The organism is Flexivirga sp. (assembly GCF_035551235.1).
Lineage (GTDB): Bacteria > Actinomycetota > Actinomycetes > Actinomycetales > Dermatophilaceae > Flexivirga.
This window is the reverse complement of sequence record NZ_DASZNO010000007.1, coordinates 1-15,938: the sequence shown is the minus strand read 5'-3', so window position 1 is coordinate 15,938 and position 15,938 is coordinate 1. Positions and strand designations below refer to the sequence as shown.

The 15,938-nt window shown below is 66.8% G+C and carries 18 protein-coding genes and 1 pseudogene; 7 read left to right on the top strand and 12 right to left on the bottom strand.

Going from position 1 to position 15,938, the window contains the following annotated elements:
• Positions 1-5: 5 nt before the first annotated feature.
• The 4 genes from VG502_RS01015 to VG502_RS01000 form a co-directional block, all read right to left on the bottom strand.
• A complete protein-coding gene (locus VG502_RS01015; RefSeq protein ID WP_325547855.1) occupies positions 6-1,475 on the bottom strand; it encodes an FGGY-family carbohydrate kinase in 1,470 nt (489 codons plus the stop codon).
• Positions 1,476-1,700: 225 nt separating this feature from the next.
• Positions 1,701-4,604 carry a vitamin B12-dependent ribonucleotide reductase gene (locus VG502_RS01010; protein WP_325547854.1) on the bottom strand — a complete coding sequence of 968 codons (2,904 nt, stop codon included), beginning with the start codon at positions 4,602-4,604 and terminating at the stop codon, positions 1,701-1,703.
• A gap of 83 nt (positions 4,605-4,687) precedes the next feature.
• Positions 4,688-5,176, bottom strand: a complete 489-nt coding sequence (nrdR, locus tag VG502_RS01005; protein ID WP_325547852.1) for a transcriptional regulator NrdR — start codon at positions 5,174-5,176, stop codon at positions 4,688-4,690.
• A 260-nt stretch (positions 5,177-5,436) separates the two neighbouring features.
• Positions 5,437-5,838: a LysM peptidoglycan-binding domain-containing protein gene (locus VG502_RS01000; RefSeq protein ID WP_325547850.1), complete on the bottom strand. Its 402-nt coding sequence runs from the start codon at positions 5,836-5,838 to the stop codon at positions 5,437-5,439.
• A 284-nt stretch (positions 5,839-6,122) separates the two neighbouring features.
• On the opposite strand from VG502_RS01000, the gene lexA reads away from it, so the two are divergent.
• The gene (gene lexA / locus VG502_RS00995; protein ID WP_325547848.1) at positions 6,123-6,839 is read left to right on the top strand and encodes a transcriptional repressor LexA; all 717 of its coding nucleotides are present in this window, start codon (positions 6,123-6,125) and stop codon (positions 6,837-6,839) included.
• Here the strand turns inward: lexA and VG502_RS00990 are convergent, their stop codons facing one another.
• Entirely contained in the window at positions 6,840-7,649 is an 810-nt protein-coding gene (locus VG502_RS00990; protein WP_325547963.1) for a Sir2 family NAD-dependent protein deacetylase, read from the bottom strand.
• Positions 7,650-7,789: 140 nt separating this feature from the next.
• Here VG502_RS00990 and VG502_RS00985 point away from each other — a divergent pair, with 140 nt between their 5' ends.
• Positions 7,790-8,710 carry a LysR family transcriptional regulator gene (locus tag VG502_RS00985; RefSeq protein WP_325547846.1) on the top strand — a complete coding sequence of 307 codons (921 nt, stop codon included), beginning with the start codon at positions 7,790-7,792 and terminating at the stop codon, positions 8,708-8,710.
• 47 nt (positions 8,711-8,757) lie between these two features.
• Here VG502_RS00985 and VG502_RS00980 read toward each other — a convergent pair whose 3' ends face one another.
• Together VG502_RS00980 and VG502_RS00975 are read right to left on the bottom strand one after the other, a co-directional pair.
• Positions 8,758-9,597 (bottom strand): ComEC/Rec2 family competence protein, encoded by an 840-nt coding sequence (locus VG502_RS00980; RefSeq protein WP_325547961.1) that lies wholly within the window; start codon positions 9,595-9,597, stop codon positions 8,758-8,760.
• A gap of 54 nt (positions 9,598-9,651) precedes the next feature.
• Positions 9,652-10,359: pseudogene (locus VG502_RS00975) on the bottom strand (ComEC/Rec2 family competence protein); the annotation flags it as partial.
• A 41-nt stretch (positions 10,360-10,400) separates the two neighbouring features.
• Between VG502_RS00975 and VG502_RS00970 the strand changes: the two are divergent.
• Positions 10,401-11,825 carry a recombinase family protein gene (locus tag VG502_RS00970; RefSeq protein WP_325547844.1) on the top strand — a complete coding sequence of 475 codons (1,425 nt, stop codon included), beginning with the start codon at positions 10,401-10,403 and terminating at the stop codon, positions 11,823-11,825.
• Here the strand turns inward: VG502_RS00970 and VG502_RS00965 are convergent.
• From VG502_RS00965 to VG502_RS00945, 5 genes are all read right to left on the bottom strand, one after another.
• Positions 11,809-12,054: a DUF3263 domain-containing protein gene (locus VG502_RS00965; RefSeq protein ID WP_325547842.1), complete on the bottom strand. Its 246-nt coding sequence runs from the start codon at positions 12,052-12,054 to the stop codon at positions 11,809-11,811. The genes VG502_RS00970 and VG502_RS00965 overlap by 17 nt on opposite strands.
• Complete coding sequence (locus VG502_RS00960; protein WP_325547840.1) at positions 12,051-12,416, bottom strand: hypothetical protein; 366 nt, start codon at positions 12,414-12,416, stop codon at positions 12,051-12,053. The genes VG502_RS00965 and VG502_RS00960 overlap by 4 nt, the downstream gene beginning before the upstream one ends.
• Before the next feature lie 126 nt (positions 12,417-12,542).
• The gene (locus VG502_RS00955) at positions 12,543-12,959 is read right to left on the bottom strand and encodes an ImmA/IrrE family metallo-endopeptidase (RefSeq protein WP_325547838.1); all 417 of its coding nucleotides are present in this window, start codon (positions 12,957-12,959) and stop codon (positions 12,543-12,545) included.
• A 33-nt stretch (positions 12,960-12,992) separates the two neighbouring features.
• A complete protein-coding gene (locus tag VG502_RS00950) occupies positions 12,993-13,886 on the bottom strand; it encodes an LAPAL motif-containing putative phage structural protein (protein ID WP_325547836.1) in 894 nt (297 codons plus the stop codon).
• 46 nt (positions 13,887-13,932) lie between these two features.
• A complete protein-coding gene (locus VG502_RS00945; RefSeq protein ID WP_325547835.1) occupies positions 13,933-14,406 on the bottom strand; it encodes a hypothetical protein in 474 nt (157 codons plus the stop codon).
• A 342-nt stretch (positions 14,407-14,748) separates the two neighbouring features.
• On the opposite strand from VG502_RS00945, the gene VG502_RS00940 reads away from it, so the two are divergent.
• From VG502_RS00940 to VG502_RS00925, 4 genes are all read left to right on the top strand, one after another.
• The gene (locus VG502_RS00940) at positions 14,749-15,051 is read left to right on the top strand and encodes a hypothetical protein (protein ID WP_325547833.1); all 303 of its coding nucleotides are present in this window, start codon (positions 14,749-14,751) and stop codon (positions 15,049-15,051) included.
• Positions 15,048-15,257, top strand: a complete 210-nt coding sequence (locus tag VG502_RS00935) for a hypothetical protein (RefSeq protein ID WP_325547831.1) — start codon at positions 15,048-15,050, stop codon at positions 15,255-15,257. Before VG502_RS00940 ends, VG502_RS00935 begins: the two co-directional genes overlap by 4 nt.
• Positions 15,258-15,333: 76 nt before the next feature.
• Positions 15,334-15,651 carry a hypothetical protein gene (locus VG502_RS00930; protein WP_325547829.1) on the top strand — a complete coding sequence of 106 codons (318 nt, stop codon included), beginning with the start codon at positions 15,334-15,336 and terminating at the stop codon, positions 15,649-15,651.
• Positions 15,648-15,872: a hypothetical protein gene (locus VG502_RS00925; RefSeq protein ID WP_325547827.1), complete on the top strand. Its 225-nt coding sequence runs from the start codon at positions 15,648-15,650 to the stop codon at positions 15,870-15,872. The genes VG502_RS00930 and VG502_RS00925 overlap by 4 nt, the downstream gene beginning before the upstream one ends.
• The last annotated feature ends 66 nt before the right edge of the window (positions 15,873-15,938 follow it).

Here is a 15,938-nt window from a genome sequence, read left to right as displayed (position 1 = left end):
GTTCGTCAGGGTTGTCCGGCGAGTGCGTGAGCGATGTCACGCGTGCTCTCGTAGAGCCGTCGATAGAGGCGGTAGCGCTCGTCGTACAGCTTCCGGTTGCCGGCGTGCGGCCGGCAGACCGTGCGCGGTGGGTTCCAGTCGTCGATGTCGACGTCGGTGACCTGCCTCGCCGCCAGGTATGCCGCGCCGTATGACGCCCCGAGGGTGCGGTGCGGAATGACCTGCTCGACCCCGGTGACATCGGTGACGATCTGCGGCCACAGCGCACCGGTCACGCCGCCACCGACCGCGACCACTCGCTCGACCGACCCACCCGCTTCGAGCATCGTCTCGATGTTGTGCCGGACGCCGAAAGCGATCGCTTCCAATGCGGCCCGGTAGATGTGCGCCCTGCCGTGCGACAGCGTGAGTCCGGCGATGACACCTCGTGCGCGCGGGTCCATGATCGGTGTGCGCTCGCCGGCGAAGTAGGGCAGCATCAGCAGGCCGTCGGATCCGGCGGGAACGCCCGCCGCTTCGCGGGTCAGTTGCCCGTAATCGACGCCGCCGTAGAGATCGCGCAGCCAGCCGGTGATCGCGCCGGAGGTCGCCATACCCCCGGCCAGGCTGAAGGTGCCGCGCAGGGCACCGACCGGACCCCACAGGGCGGGCACCCGCACCGGCGTTGCGACGGTGTTGATCAGGAACATCGTGGTGCCGTACATCAGCATCAGGTCACCCGTGTTGTGAGCGCCCACGCTGATCGCTTCCGACCACGCGTCGATCGTGCCCGTTGTGACCGGGATCCCTTGCGGTAGCCCGGTTTCGGCGGCTGCGGCGGGCGTCACCTGGCCCGCGGTCTCGTCGGCCCACCGCAACGGCGGAAGCTCGATGCCCGGCGCGACCTCACCGGCCCACGGCTGCAGCCAGTCCTGCGCCTGCACGTCATACATCGGCGTGGACTGGCTCGCCGAGTGATGATCGAGGACGTATTCGCCGGTGAGCTTGCGCGCCAACCAGGAGGACGCCATGAAGAGTCGCCGGGCGCGCGCATAGGCGTCCGGTTCGTTCTCGGCGACCCAGGTGATCTTGCTGCCGGCTGCCTGACTCGACATCGCCGACCCGCACCGGCGCAGAATCTCCGCCGAGCCGTACCTGCGGTCGCACGCATCCTGCTGGACCTGGGCTCGGGTGTCGACGCCGTACAGGATGGCCGAGCGCACCGGCTCGTCCTGCTCGTCGGTCAGCAGCACACAGGGACCCATCCCGCTCACGCCGACGGCGGCCACCTCGTCGCGTGTGTGGCCCACCAATTCCCGTGCCAGCGAACGGAATTCGTCCCACCAGACGCGACCGTCCATCTCGACGTGCCCCACTGCGGGACGGTCGACGCCGTGCTCGCGGGTCGCCTGCGCGAGAACCTCTCCGGATCGGTCGACGAGAACGCCCTTCGTGCTCGAGGTGCCGATGTCCACACCGAGGAAGACCTGCGTCATTTCGCCTCCTGCTCGGCCGGCTGTGCCGGGACGGACAGCCGGGGATCGTGCGGCCGGTACCTCGCAACTTCAGCGGTGATGGTCAGCATGCCCAGCAGTGTGCCGCGATCACCGGTCGGCGTGTGGCAGCCACCCGCACCTGAACGTCCCGCCACGACGAGCGAACCCGCCCCGGACGGCGTGATGCCGTCGGGGCGGGTTCGTCGACTCGAATGGATCTTCCGGTCAGCTGCAACCGCTGGTCGAGCCGCAACCCTCGCAGACGTAGCAGGAGCCGGCCGGACGCATCTTGGTCCCGCAGGTCATGCACATCGGCGCATCGGCGGCCTTGCCCTGGAAGCGCTCCATCAGCTCGGCCGACGAGTGGATCTCACCGGACACCGCCCTCGTGTCGGCAGCACCCGAGCCGGACCGGATGTCCGCGACCGCGGTGTCGTCGGACGACGCTGCTTCGGCCGCCTCGTCCTCCCGGCGCGTCGTCGCGCCGACGGACTGGGAGTAGGACTCCAGCTCGTCGGAGACGTCGTCGTCGGTGGGTTCCGGTGCGTAGGAACCAGTTTCGAGCTGACGGGCACGTTCCTCGGCGGTGTGGATCCCCATGAACGACCGGGTCTCGAAGTCGAGGTGATCCAGCGCCAACCGGCGGAAGACGTAGTCCATGATCGACTGCGCCATCCGGACGTCCGGGTCGTCGGTCATGCCCGCCGGGTCGAAGCGCAGGTTGGTGAACTTCTCGACATACGTCTCGAGCGGCACGCCGTACTGCAGGCCGACCGAGATCGCGATCGAGAAGGCGTCCATCATGCCGGCGAGCGTCGAACCCTGCTTGCCCAGCTTGAGGAAGAGCTCACCGAGCTTGCCGTCCTCGTAGGTGCCCGCAGTCAGGTAGCCCTCTGCACCGGCGACCGCGAACGACGTGGTCTCGCTCTTGCGACGCTTGGGCAGCCGACGGCGGACCGGGCGGTACTCGACGACCTTCTCCGGTTCGGTCTCCTCCACTGGTGCAGCCTTCTTGCGGCCGTCGGACAGTGGCTGGCCGACCTTGCAGTTGTCGCGGTAGACCGCCAGCGCCTTCAGACCGAGCTTCCAGCCCTCGAGGTGCACTTCGGCGATGTCCTCGATCGTCGCGTCCTCGGGGAGGTTGACGGTCTTGGAGATGGCTCCGGACAGGAACGGCTGGGTCGCCGCCATCATCCGGACGTGTCCCATCGGCGCGATCGCGCGCTCACCCATGGCGCAGTCGAAGACCTCGTAGTGCTCCGGCTTCAGGCCCGGTGCGTCGATGACGTGGCCGTGCTCGGCGATGTGCTCGACGATCGCCTCGATCTGCTCGTTCTGGTAGCCGAGCTTCTTCAGCGCCCGCGGGATCGTCTGGTTGACGATCTGCATGGAGCCGCCGCCGACCAGCTTCTTGAACTTGACCAGCGAGAAGTCCGGCTCGATGCCCGTCGTGTCGCAGTCCATCATGAAGCCGATGGTGCCGGTCGGTGCGAGCACCGAGGCCTGCGCGTTGCGGTAGCCGTTCTCGGTGCCGATCTCGACGACATCGGCCCATGCCTTCGTCGCGTAACGGTGCACCTCGGAGTCCATCGCGTCGAGCGTGCGAACGGCGTCGTTGGCGGCCTGGTGCTTGCGCATCACGCGCTGGTGGGCCTCGGCGTTGCGGGCATAGCCGTTGTAGGGGCCGACGATGCCGGCAAGCTCGGCGGAGCGCTTGTAGGAGGCTCCGGTGAGCAGCGAGGTGATCGCCGCGGCCAGCGAACGGCCGCCCTCGGAGTCGTAGCCGTGACCGGTCGCCATGAGCAACGCGCCGAGGTTGGCGTAGCCGATGCCCAGCTGGCGGTAGTCACGCGTCGTCTGGCCGATCGACTCGGTCGGGAAGTCCGCGAAGCAGATCGAGATGTCCATCGCGGTGATGACCAGCTCCGCGACCTTCTGGAAGGTCGCGGCGTCGAACGTGTCGTCCTCGCGCAGGAACTTCAGCAGGTTGAGACTCGCCAGGTTGCAGGAGCTGTTGTCCAGGGACATGTACTCCGAGCACGGGTTGGACGCGGTGATCCGACCACTCTCGGGGTTGGTGTGCCAGTCGTTGATCGTGTCGTCGTACTGCAGGCCCGGGTCGGCGCACTCCCAGGCGGCCTTGTTGATCTTGTCGAAGAGGGTGCGCGCGTCGACCTCCTCGATGACCTCACCGGAGTGACGGGCACGCAGCCCGAAGGACGTGCCGTCCTCGACCGCACGCATGAACTCGTCGGTGACCCGGACCGAGTTGTTGGCGTTCTGGTACTGGACCGAGGTGATGTCCTTGCCGCCGAGGTCCATGTCGAATCCGGCGTCGCGCAGCGCACGGATCTTGTCCTCCTCGCGCGCCTTGGTCTCGACGAACTCCACGATGTCGGGGTGGTCGACGTCCAGAACGACCATCTTGGCCGCCCGCCGGGTCGCGCCGCCCGACTTGATCGTGCCCGCGGACGCGTCGGCGCCGCGCATGAATGACACCGGGCCGGAGGCGGTGCCGCCGGAGGACAGGAGCTCCTTGGAGGAGCGGATGCGCGAGAGGTTCAGGCCGGCACCGGAGCCGCCCTTGAAGATGAAGCCCTCTTCCTTGTACCAGTTGAGGATCGAGTCCATCGAGTCGTCGACCGAGAGGATGAAGCAGGCCGAAACCTGTTGCGGCGACTTGGTGCCCACGTTGAACCACACCGGCGAGTTGAAGCTGAAGACCTGGTGCAGCAGGGACCAGGTCAGCTCGTGCTCGAAGATCTCGGCGTCCTGGTCACCGGCGAAGTAGCCGTTCTCCTTGCCGGCGCGCACGTAGGTGAGGACGACGCGGTCGATGAGCTGCTTGAGGCTGCTCTCGCGTTCGGGGGTGCCGACAGCACCGCGGAAGTACTTGGTGGTGACGATCGTGGAAGCGTTGAGCGACCAGCTGTCGGGGAACTCGACCCCGCGCTGCTCGAAGATCGTCTCACCGGTCTTCCAGTTCTGCTGGACGACGTCGCGACGTTCCCAGGTGACCTCGTCATAGGGGTGCACGCCGGGGGTGGTGAAGATTCGCTCGACGGTCAACCCCTTGCCTGCGCGGGTGCCGCGCTTCGTCTTGGAGCCGGCGTCTGCAGTGTCGGTCATGTCCAACTTCCTTTCCACCTCAGGTGGTCAACTGTGCTGCGAGATGTGTTCTGTGACGGTGCAGGTGATGCGGGTGGGATGACTCAGTCGTCGGCACGTTGAGGATCCGGCTCAACACCCGTAGCGGGCCGCTCGGCGCGCAACAGGGCGATGGCCGACTCGAAATCCTCGAGGTCGTCGAAGGCCTGGTAGACGGAGGCGAACCGGAGATAGGCGACCTCGTCGAGGCTGCGCAGCGGACCGAGGATCGCCAGGCCGACGTCGTGCGCGTCGATCTCCGCCGCGCCCTGAGCCCGGATCGACTCCTCCACCTCCTGGGCGAGCAGTGCCAGGTCGTCCTCACTGACCGGCCGGCCCTGGCACGCCTTGCGCACCCCCAACAGGACCTTCTGCCGGCTGAAGGGTTCGCTGGCCCCGGAACGCTTCACGACCGTGAGGCTCGCGGTCTCCATCGTGGAGAATCGCTTGCCACAGCTGGGGCACTGCCTGCGTCGCTTGATGCAGGTGCCGTCCTCACTCGTGCGGCTGTCGACCACGCGACTGTCGTCGTGACGGCAGAACGGACAATGCACGAACGACTCCTCTCCGCTCGATCCGGGCCCCCGTCGCCACCGCCCCCGGAACGACGTCGCCTGTGGACGAAGTTGTGGGTAAGTGGTGGATGAGCTGGGGACTACCGGGCTCTACATGTGGACTAGATGTGGATGAATCCCATCCGTGTAACTACTAGATATAGGGATGTTAGGCCGATCCCACCACAATCGCAAGAGCAGTCGGTGTCACCCGGAAAACCGCTGGTCAGCCGCCTCGAACACCGCGTGTCGCAGCCCGGTCAGGGCAGCCTCAACTGCTGCCCCGCAACCACCTGCAGGCCGTTGAGATCATTGGCCAGCGCCACCTTCGTGACAGCATTCGAGATCGGCATCGTGGGGTAGGCGCGGTGCGCCACGCCGGACAAGGTCTCGCCGCTGCGGACAGTGACCGAATGGCCCGCCGAGGGCGGTGTGGAGGCCCACGCACGCGCCGCCGCTCCCCCACCGATCAACAAGGCGAGCGCCGCAACTATGCCCGCCAACCGGCGCCCGCGCGCCGTCAATCGCAGCCCACCGGGCTCGACTCGAACCCCTACCCGCGGGCCGCCACCGGATGCGGACGGACCCGTCGGGACCGCTCGCAGGTGCCGGCGACCCTGACGCAGGTCGGCCGGCGCATCCCATCGCGCAACTGCACTCATCTCTTCCTCCTGAAACTCCGGTGCGAACTGGTGCAGCCCGCCGGGACGGCCGGCGCCATCCGAACACGCGTGCGATCGCACACCTGTCGGATGTATAGCACGAACGTTCGATCGCGTCGAGACACGCGTCGTACAGATGTTTGGAAACTGTGTCCGAAACCCATACGCTGTTTTCACGAAGCCAAGGCAAGCACCGACCACCGACAACCGTTCGGATCACAGGCCACGCAGGCCGCTCGCCGACCGCTTCCCGCGAACTGTTCGCCGAGGAGGAGATGACAGCGATGGCACAGGTGCACGAACTTCCCGACCGCGCCGGTGAGAGCCTGACGACGCGGCAGCGCAAGGTGCTGCAGGTGATCCGCAATTCCGTTGACAGGCGCGGATATCCGCCTAGCCTGCGCGAGATCGGCGATGCCGTCGGGCTGACCAGTCCGAGCTCCGTCGCGCACCAACTGACGATGCTCGAGCGCAAGGGTTACCTGCGCCGTGACCCCAACCGGCCACGGGCGATGGAGGTCATCGATCCGGACGCCACCGACACCCGCGGCTACCGGGGTGGCTCGAGCGTGCGCGGTGCGCAGGAGTCGGGCGTGGACGAGACCGGCTTGGGCGACGCACGGCCCGAGGCGTCATACATTCCGGTTGTCGGACGGATCGCGGCCGGCGGCCCGATCCTGGCCGAGCAGGTCGTCGAGGACATCTTCCCGCTGCCGAAGCAGATCGTCGGCGAGGGCGACCTCTTCCTCCTCAAGGTGGTCGGCGATTCGATGGTCGATGCGGCGATCTGCGACGGCGACTGGGTGGTCGTGCGCCAGCAGCCGACCGCGACGAACGGCGACATCGTTGCGGCCATGCTCGACAACGAGGCGACCGTGAAGACGTTCAAGCGCGCCCGCGGGAAGGTCTGGTTGATGCCGCACAACGACGCCTACGATCCCATCGACGGTGACGACGCGACGATCCTCGGCAAGGTCACGGCGGTTCTGCGCCGCGTGTGATCAGGAGGCGCGGCGCTCGGTGAGGTCCTTCGCCAGGGACCGCAGTGTCAGCCCGAGCGGTGCGTCGATGCGCACCGACACCTCCTCGTCGGTCGCTCGGGTCCAGCCGTGGGTCACGACCGCGACCGGGATCCCCTCCCGCACCGCGCGGCGGATGAATCGGTAACCCGACATCACCGCGAGCGATGAGCCGAGCACCAGGATCGCTCGAGCTGCGTGCACCTGAGCGAAACAGCGCTCGACCAGGGGTTTGGGCACGGACTCCCCGAACATCACCACGTCCGGTTTCAACAGGTCCGAACCGCAGATGATGCAGTGCACCAGCCGGAATCCGTCGATCAGGGACTCGGCGATGGCGACATCGCCGTCCGGCCGCAATGGCCCGTCGGCCGAACGGTCGAAGTCGGGGTTGGCGAGCCGGAGCCATTCGTCGACCATCGAGCGCTCATACCGCTCCCCGCAGTGCATGCACACGACGTGCGTCAGGCTGCCGTGCAACTCGGCGACTCGGTAGGCGCCGGCCGCCTGGTGCAGGCCGTCGACATTCTGGGTGATGATCGGCCCGATCAGACCCGCTTGTTGCAACGCCGCGACGGCGATGTGCCCGGAGTTGGGTTCGGCCGCGGCGAAGCGCGGCCAGCCGACAAACGAGCGCGCCCAATACCGTTGGCGCGCAGCGGAATCCGCAAGCAGCTGCTGGGCAGTCATCGGCGCGAAACGCCGGTGCCCGTCGGCACCCCTATAGTCGGGGATCCCCGATTCGGTGGAGAGGCCGGCCCCGGTCAGGGCCAAGACTCCCCCACGACTCACCAACTCGGTCAGCGCAGCCGGATCCGTTGTCACCACAGTGCCAAGGTCTCACATCCGCGGGACGATGGCTGCACCGACACATTGATTAGCAATACCGGAGAATTGGCCACAAATAATAACGAAATGTTATTCTCTATACCATGATCGACGCAGCTGGGCTCAGGGTTATCAAGGCGATCAGCGACCACGGCAGTTTCACCGCTGCGGCCACGTCGCTGGGTTACTCGCAACCGGCGATCTCGCAGATGGTGCGGCGCCTGGAGGACCGCACCGGGACCGTCCTGGTCGAGCGCCTCGGCCGCAGCGTCCGCCTCACCGAGGCCGGCCAGGTCCTGGCCCGCCATGCCAACCCGGTGCTCGCCGCACTCGACGCCGCCGAGTCCGAAGTGGCCGCGATCGCGGGCCTGCGGGCCGGTCGGGTCCGACTGATGGCCTTCCCGTCGTCGTCATCCACACTGGTGCCGCGTGCGCTCGCGCTGGTCAAGAAGCGCTTCCCCGACGTCCACGTGAGCTTCACCGAAGCCGAGCCACCGGAGTCGCTCGCCGCCCTGCGCTCGGGTGAATGCGACGTGGCCGTTGCGTTCGCCTATGAAGGCACCGACCTCGCGCGGGGTGAGGAGGACATCGAGTCGTTCGTGACCCGCAAGCTGCTCGACGACGAGGTCCGGCTCGCGCTTCCGCTGGATCATCCGAAGGCGAAGTCCAAGAAGGTCAAGCTCGCCGATCTGGCGAGCGAGCCCTGGATCGCCGGGTGTCCGCGTTGCCGAGGTCACCTCTTGTCGCTCGCAGAGCGATCCGGTTTTAACCCCGACGTGGCCTTCGAGACGGAGGACTACGTCGCGGTTCTCGGCTTGGTGTCGGAGGGCCTGGGCGTCGCGTTGATCCCGGATCTGATCCGGCGCTCGGCCGGCAACCCCGGCGTCGTCACCGTGCCGATGGACCCTGCCTCCCGGCGCTCGGTGTATGCCGTCACCACTCCTGACCTGCAACGCGTTCCGGCCGTTTCGGCGACCCTCGACGCGCTGTGCGAGGCTGCTCGCACCAAGAACATCTGCTCCTGAGGAGCGACGAGCATCTGCTCCTGAGGAGCGACGCGGCATAGGCCGCCTCACGGCCTGGCGACCAGCGGCGCACCGTTCTTCGCGATGATCACAATGTCGCCGCCGCGGTCCGTGCGCAACACGGTGGAATCACTCTGCGCCAGCAGGTCGAGCGTCCGCGGAGCCGGATGTCCGTAGTCGTTGTGTGCGCCGACGCTGATCACTGCGATCGGCGCACGCACCGTGTGCTCCAGTTGCGGATCCTGGTTCGCCGAGCCGTGGTGCGGCACCTTGAGCACGTCGACAGGTGGCGCGTCCGGCAACTGTCGCAACTGGGCGACCACCGATGCCGCAGCTTCCTTCTCGATGTCACCGGTCATCAGCAGGCGCAGGCCGTGCGAGCGCACGTCCAGCACGATGCTCGCGTTGTTCTGGACCGAACCGGCCCGGATGAGCCGGGTCGGTCCGAGGACCAGTGCGTGGACCGCCCCGATATTCAACTCGTCGCCGCTCGCGAGGGTCTGCAGCGCGAGATGGTGTCGGGCGGCGAGTGACCGCACCAAGGGCTCCTCACTGGGTTCGTCCCGGGCGCCGGAAGCACCGGTCGATTCGACCGGCGTGACGTAGAGGGCACGCACCTGTCGTCCGTCGAACACCGCCGCGAGCCCACCGACGTGATCCGCGTGGAAGTGGGTCAGCACCACGGCATCGACGACCCGGACCTGCAATCGGTCGAGACAGCTGTCCATCGCGCCGGGCTCCGGGCCGGTGTCGACGACCAACGCGTGTCCCGGGGCCGTCTCGAGCACGCCGCCGTCCCCCTGCCCGACGTCGCATGCGACGTAGACCCAGCCGGGCGGTGGCCACCCACTGATCGGCGTCGGTGCCCAGGCGGCAGCAGCGAGCACTGCGCCCGCACCGGCCAGGTAGGGACGCACCCAGAGGGTCCGCAGCAGCCATACGCCGGCGAACAACAGCAGTACGGTCAGCGCCGCGAGCAGCACCGCACCGAACGTTCCGTCGGGCCATGGGAGCGTGCCGAGCGGCACGCGTGCACAGGTGTGCGCGATCCACGCAATGCCCTGGGTCGGCAGCGCGGCCAGCCATGCCGGCAGACGCGCCAGCTCGACGCTGACGGGTGCGAGCAGGACGGTGAGGACGCCGCACATCGTCGCCGGAGCCACCAGCGGCGCAGCCAGCACGTTGGCCGGTATGCCGATGAGGCTGACCGAGCCCTGCAGCAGCACGATCACCGGGGCACACATCGCCTGCGCCGCCATGGGTATGGCAACCGCCTCCGCGACCGGCGACAGCCGTGGCGGCAGGAACCGCGCGATCCGGTCCGCCCACGGTCGGGCGAAGAAGAGCAGCCCCGCCGTGGCCAAGGTCGACAAGGCGAAGCCGTAGGACGCGGCCAGCCACGGATCGATCACGAGCAGCAGCAGCACCGCAGCCGCGAGCACGGGTGGTCCGGCCGCCCGGCGTGACACGGATAGGCCCACGAGACCCACGACGCCCATGACGGCGGCACGGATCACCGATGGCTCCGGACGGCACAGCAGCACGAACATGCCGAGGGCCACCCCAGCGACCAGCAGTCGCCATCTGCCGCGGATGCGCAACCAGCCCGCGACCCACATCGTGGCGAGCAGCACCATGGTTACGTTGGAACCGGAGACCGCTGTCGGTCCATGGTTGTAGTTTCCGGATCATGCGCTGCCTGATCTACGCCCGCGTCTCCCGCGACCAACGAGGCGAATCCCGTTCTGTCACAGAGCAGCTCACCGAGCTCCGGGCCTGGGCCGAACGCGAGAACTGGGTCATCGTCGACGTCATCGACGAAACAGGGTCCGCCTCACGGTACGCCCGATCCACCGGTGCACGCTCCCGCTGGGACGAAGTCTCGACCGAGATCACCTCCGGCAAATACGACGCACTCCTCACCTGGGAATCGTCCCGTGCGACCCGCGACCTCGCCGACTACGCAGACCTGCGCGACCTGTGCGCGAAGCACTCCGTGAAGTGGGGATACTCCGGCACCCTCTACGACCTGGACGCCCGCAGTGACCGGTTCCGCACCGGCCTCGATGCCCTCATGGCCGAAGACGAAGCCGCCCGCACCTCCGAGCGGGTCCGTCGCGCCGTCCGAGCCCGGGCGGTCGCGGGCACACCCCACGGGAAAACCCCGTACGGGTACCGCCGCGAGTACGACCCCGCCACGGGTGCTCTGCTGCGCCAGGTCCCCGACGAGACCACGGCGCCGGTAGTGCGGGAGATCTACCAGCGGGTCATCCGAGGCGACAGCCTGCGGACCATCGCTGCAGACCTGACCGCACGGGGTGTCACTCCCCCGCGGCCGGCGCGCACCGACCGGGAGCCGGGGTGGTTGCCGTCGACGGTGAAGCGGATCGCGACGAACCCCGCGCATGCCGGCCGCCGCGTCCACCAAGGCGCAGTGATCGGCGACGCCGCTTGGGAGCCGCTCGTCGACCCCGACACCCACGACCGGGCAGTCGCGATCCTCGCCGACCCGGCACGGTTCGCCCACCACGAGAGCAAGAAGGCCAAGCACCTCTTGTCCGGGATAGCCCGCTGCGGTGTGTGCACCCACCCCTTGTATGTGTTGTCGAACCGTGGCCGGCCCACCTACCAGTGCATGACTGCGGGCTGCTTCAAGGTGGCCCGGCTCGTGACAAAGATCGACGGGCATGTCCTCGGCACGCTGGTCGGTCTGCTGGGCACGCACGCCACCGACCTGACCGCCCACGACCGGGCCGACAGTGCTGAGCTCACTCAGGCGCGCGCCGACGCGGAAGCGCTACAGAAACGGCTCGACGGGTTCGTCGACCAAGCCGCCGACGGTGGGCCTGGCGCCCTCTCCCCCGCCGCACTCGCGCGTATCGAGGCGAAGCTGACCCCACAGATCCAGGCAGCAAACCGCCGCGTCCGCGCACTGTTGTTGCCGTCTGTCCTCGACGACGTCGACCTGACTGACCCCGAGGCGGCAGTCGAGGGCATGACATTGACGAAGAAACGACTTGTGGTCGGCACCCTGCTCGACATCCGCGTCGACCCTGTCGGCCGCGGGAAACGCACATTCGACCCGGACTCGGTCCGGATCAAGCCCCTCTGGTAGGACGCTGCCGCATCTTGGCGTCGCGCCGCTCGCGGAGGATCCGGCACATCACCGGATCGGCTTCGTTCGCACCCGCAGTGTTGATGATGGCGTTGACGCGCTGCAGATGCCGGGTTACGGACGTGCCGAAACGTTCACGAACGTCTCGCTCGTAGCGGCCGTCGTGCGGCCGGTTCAACCATTCCGCTTCGAATGCCAGCAGGTCCGCCGGCCGGTCACCGCCACTCATGTGTTGTCGCACGTCACGATCGACGGAAATCCGGATGCAGTATTGGTCGCCACCACGTCACCGTTTGACGCGACGATCTCGCACGTGACGTCGCCGCCGGACTCATCTGTGATCTGCGCTGAGATGTAGAGGAAGTCGGTGTCGTCGATGTCCTTTTCGAACGGCAACGACACGTCGGACTCCTGCGACGTACCTCCGGCGGTGCTCATCGTGATGTCGACCGAATCGGCCGATCCCGTGAGTCTGTAGGTGTATCCACTGATGATGTCGGACGGGTCGATCGAGTAGTAGCCGCCGTCATCTCCGCCGACGCCGCCTCCGCTGGACGCGCACCCGCTCAGCGCCAATGCTGCGACAGCCATCGCAGCCGCTCCCCAACGCTTGTTCATAGCCCCTGGTCCCTTCCTCCGTTGCCGACCGTGACGGGCCGACGTCCCCAAGTCATACATCCGCGGCCTCCCCGGGCGCGGCGTAATTGCACGACCTGGTCACCGGTCTGTCGCCATCTCTTCGACGAACGCCCGCCATTTCGCCCGCTCGACCGGGTGCGTCATCGACGACAACCGGCACAGCAGCATGTCTTCGGTGACGCCGAGCTCGTAGGCAGCTTCCTCCGTGGACAGCGCCCACCGTGCGACGTCGATCAGGTCATCCACCGAGATCAGCCGGCGCGCTGCTTCCCGCTCCACGGCGAGCTCCTCGGCGGGGTCATGCTTGTGCGGTACGCCGCGCTCGTCATGCACGAGCTCGTGCATCAGCGCGCACCTGCGTTCGGCGTAGTCAAGGTCGTTCGCGATCTGGACGACACCAGCCGTGTCGATCGTCGCGTTCTGCTCGAGACCCATGTCGACGAACCTGAGCGTCAGGTGCTCGCGACCTCGAAGAATCCTCCACGGGTGAATCACGCCGTGAGGCTAAGCGGCGGGTCTGACACCCCGTTACGGCAGATCCATCCGCCCTTGCGTGCCGCCGGGATATTGCTGCAGCACCTTCTCCACAGTCCGCTTGATCCGCAGAGTGCCATCAGCCTTGGGCTCTTGAACGATCCGCATCCGCACCTTGAAGAGATCATTGGCCCCGATCCGCAAGCCATCCTCGTCTACACGGTGACGAAAATCCTCGTCCGCCATCGTGACCGAGAACTTCGATCCCCCATCAGTGACCCGCCACTGCCGCCAATCGAACTCGACGCCCAACGGCTGCAGCATGAACTCGTTAACGATCTCTGATGGGGCGTCAATGGTGGTTGACGGTGGCGTCTGGAAGGCCCGAGTCTCGTCCGCCGTGATCACAACGGAGTTCGATCCTTCGCTGCTGCTCGTGACAGAGACCTCGCTGATTCCGGGCGCTTCAAGCGGCGCGGTGAACTGCTCTGTCGCCTGGCGAAATTGCAGGTCATTCAGGACGCGCGCAGTCACCGCATCGATCGTGATCTCTTCACCGTCGGAGAGTGTCCACGTAACCTGCTCGCCGACTGCTCGCTCGTCGGTTATCGACCGCCCGCCAAGCCGCTTCAAGACCTTCCACGCGCCAGTCACGATCGCATACAGTCCGGCTGCATTCAGAGCAGCCTCAGCGCCTTTGCTGGTGACCAGGTCGACGAGCCGCTCCGCCAGGGTTGGCACTTCGGCTAGCAGCGTCACTGCGAACGAACCCTGATTGGTCGCCTTGACGCGCAGCTTCACTGGGTCAGCTCCTGGCGTGAGCACTTGCTGAGTTCGCCCGAGCGACCGGGCGAGCGACATCATCGCGGGAGCGAATACCTCGACATCAATCTCGTGATACTCCAGCGCAGGACCGTCATATTTCACGACGAATTCTGTGGTGGTCATGCGCGGCACCCTTCAAGTCTGGCACCGAACGGTGTCAGCGCGTTCATTACGCTCCGACCTCCGGCCCTTCGCCCTGGTCCTCCCCCGGGATCCGGTTCTTCTCCTCGCGCCGGCGCGCACGGTTCGCCCGAGTGCGCGGCGTGTTCGACTGCGCCGCCTTCGCGTAGTCGTCCTTACGCAACGGCGCACCCTCGACCGTTGGTGCATCGTTGCCATCCGGCGCGGCGCTACGGGCATTAGTGCGTGTTCCAGGTTGCTCAATTGCGTCAGCTATGGGGGCGGTGTTGCCACGGTCGTTCTCCTCACTGTCGATCATCACTCGGATGAGTTGATCCAGCGCTTCGCGCTGCTTGCGCGTGAGGCGATCCGAACCCTCCGGCGGGTCGTAGGGCTCCTCGAGCTCCCGCGACTGCCCAACCCAACTGGCCACCAGCTTCACCGGCAACCGCAGGGCCTTCGCCAGCGCGCTGACGATCGCATCCGACGGCGTCTCCGTGCCGCCAAGGACGATGTCGATCACGGTCTGCGTCGTCGGCGACGTCGTGCCCGTAACCGTCTGCGCCTCAGCGGCGAGCCGCGAGAACGACGGACGACCGCCATACACGAACCCTCGCTCGACCATGGCAGACGCCCACGGTTCCCTCGGTTCTCGCCTCACGTCTACAGATCCTTCCGTGACACAGCGGGGAGTTGTCTAGTCGCATCGTAGACAAGCCGTCTACAACTTCCACGCGTGTAACTTGCGGTTCCGCCGAATCTCCCCCGAAAAATTCTCATCGATGTGTAGACAAAGGCGTCTAACTCGTCTACCGTCTAGACAGACGAACGACAAGACGTCTACCATCAACGGGAGGGAAACAACATGATCACTACGGAGGTGAGACTCGACGTGAAGTGCATCAGCCACCAGGCGCTCGCCACCTACATGAAGCACCGCGGATGGGCGGTCCGCCCCCTCGCTGCAGCCGTTGAACGCGAGCTGCAGAAGAAGGACAAGAACGCCACATTCAGCTACCAGTCGCTCGGGCATCTTCGCTCCGGCAAGCGGGACACCTGCCCGCCGGCCGTCGGCAAGACGATCGAGAGGCTGCTCGACGCCCCGCAGGGCTCTCTCTTCATCGACAAGTTGTCTACCGTCCAGCGCGAAACTGGGCGAGTGGCATGACTCCGGAGCAGCGCGCGCAGCGCAAGCAGGCACGCGAGGACGCGGAACGGCAACGGATCCGGGAAGCCGGCGCCGCGAAGGCACGGGAGCTCGTCGCAGAGCGCGGCCCGATCCCTGAACAGGTCCTGCGCGAGGTCATCCGGCCCGCGCTCGTCGAGGCCACCGCGGCAATGCGGGCCTACCGGTCCAAGCGGCACCCCGCCTGAACCACCCCAGACATAAGCCGGGCGCCCGGCCATCCACCAAAGACAGACCGAGCGCCACGAACAAAGGAATCGTCTCATGGAGACCACCACCCAGAACACAACCGCCGCGCCGACCACGCGAGGTGTCGCATTCCTCGCGACCCACCCCGAGCTCCTCGACGGCGCCTACGCCGTCAGCGTCTACGAGAACGAGGTCAAGATCCAGGGCCGCATGACGGACATGCTCGACACCATCCTCGCCCTGCACGACCTCGACCCCGACGCGAAGGTCGTCCGCAAGCGCATCAACTCCGACAGCGGTGACACCTACACCACCATCACCGGCAACGTCGGGGTCCGCGTCGAGCTGGTGCTCGTCACGCCCGCCACGCAGGACGAGGCGGTGCAGTCATGACTCACCCCGCCGAGATCACCGAAGCGTGGCAGGCACTCGCTGCCGCCACCGACAGCCCCGCCCTCACCGAACCCATGCGGTGCATCGCCGCCGTCCTCGAAGCAGCCGGCCTGAAGGTCTCCGTCGTCGACGGCGTCCTCTACGCGGACGACGTCAACGTCGACCCCGACACCGGCATCGCCGACTGCACCGCATCGTTCCGTGTCGAGCAGGAGAACTGACATGAGCATCGACCTGCAGAAGGCCGTCGACATGACGATCACCCGGATGCTCGACGGCACCGGCCT

Bases quoted from the DNA above. Each gene is read 5' to 3' on its own strand.
- VG502_RS01015 (WP_325547855.1), bottom strand. From the start codon at position 1,475: ATGACGCAGGTCTTCCTCGGTGTGGACATCGGCACCTCGAGCACGAAG.
- VG502_RS01010 (WP_325547854.1), bottom strand. From the start codon at position 4,604: ATGACCGACACTGCAGACGCCGGCTCCAAGACGAAGCGCGGCACCCGC.
- VG502_RS01000 (WP_325547850.1), bottom strand. From the start codon at position 5,838: ATGAGTGCAGTTGCGCGATGGGATGCGCCGGCCGACCTGCGTCAGGGT.
- lexA (WP_325547848.1), top strand. From the start codon at position 6,123: ATGGCACAGGTGCACGAACTTCCCGACCGCGCCGGTGAGAGCCTGACG.
- VG502_RS00985 (WP_325547846.1), top strand. From the start codon at position 7,790: ATGATCGACGCAGCTGGGCTCAGGGTTATCAAGGCGATCAGCGACCAC.
- VG502_RS00970 (WP_325547844.1), top strand. From the start codon at position 10,401: ATGCGCTGCCTGATCTACGCCCGCGTCTCCCGCGACCAACGAGGCGAA.
- VG502_RS00965 (WP_325547842.1), bottom strand. From the start codon at position 12,054: ATGAGTGGCGGTGACCGGCCGGCGGACCTGCTGGCATTCGAAGCGGAA.
- VG502_RS00960 (WP_325547840.1), bottom strand. From the start codon at position 12,416: ATGGCTGTCGCAGCATTGGCGCTGAGCGGGTGCGCGTCCAGCGGAGGC.
- VG502_RS00950 (WP_325547836.1), bottom strand. From the start codon at position 13,886: ATGACCACCACAGAATTCGTCGTGAAATATGACGGTCCTGCGCTGGAG.
- VG502_RS00940 (WP_325547833.1), top strand. From the start codon at position 14,749: ATGATCACTACGGAGGTGAGACTCGACGTGAAGTGCATCAGCCACCAG.
- VG502_RS00935 (WP_325547831.1), top strand. From the start codon at position 15,048: ATGACTCCGGAGCAGCGCGCGCAGCGCAAGCAGGCACGCGAGGACGCG.
- VG502_RS00930 (WP_325547829.1), top strand. From the start codon at position 15,334: ATGGAGACCACCACCCAGAACACAACCGCCGCGCCGACCACGCGAGGT.
- VG502_RS00925 (WP_325547827.1), top strand. From the start codon at position 15,648: ATGACTCACCCCGCCGAGATCACCGAAGCGTGGCAGGCACTCGCTGCC.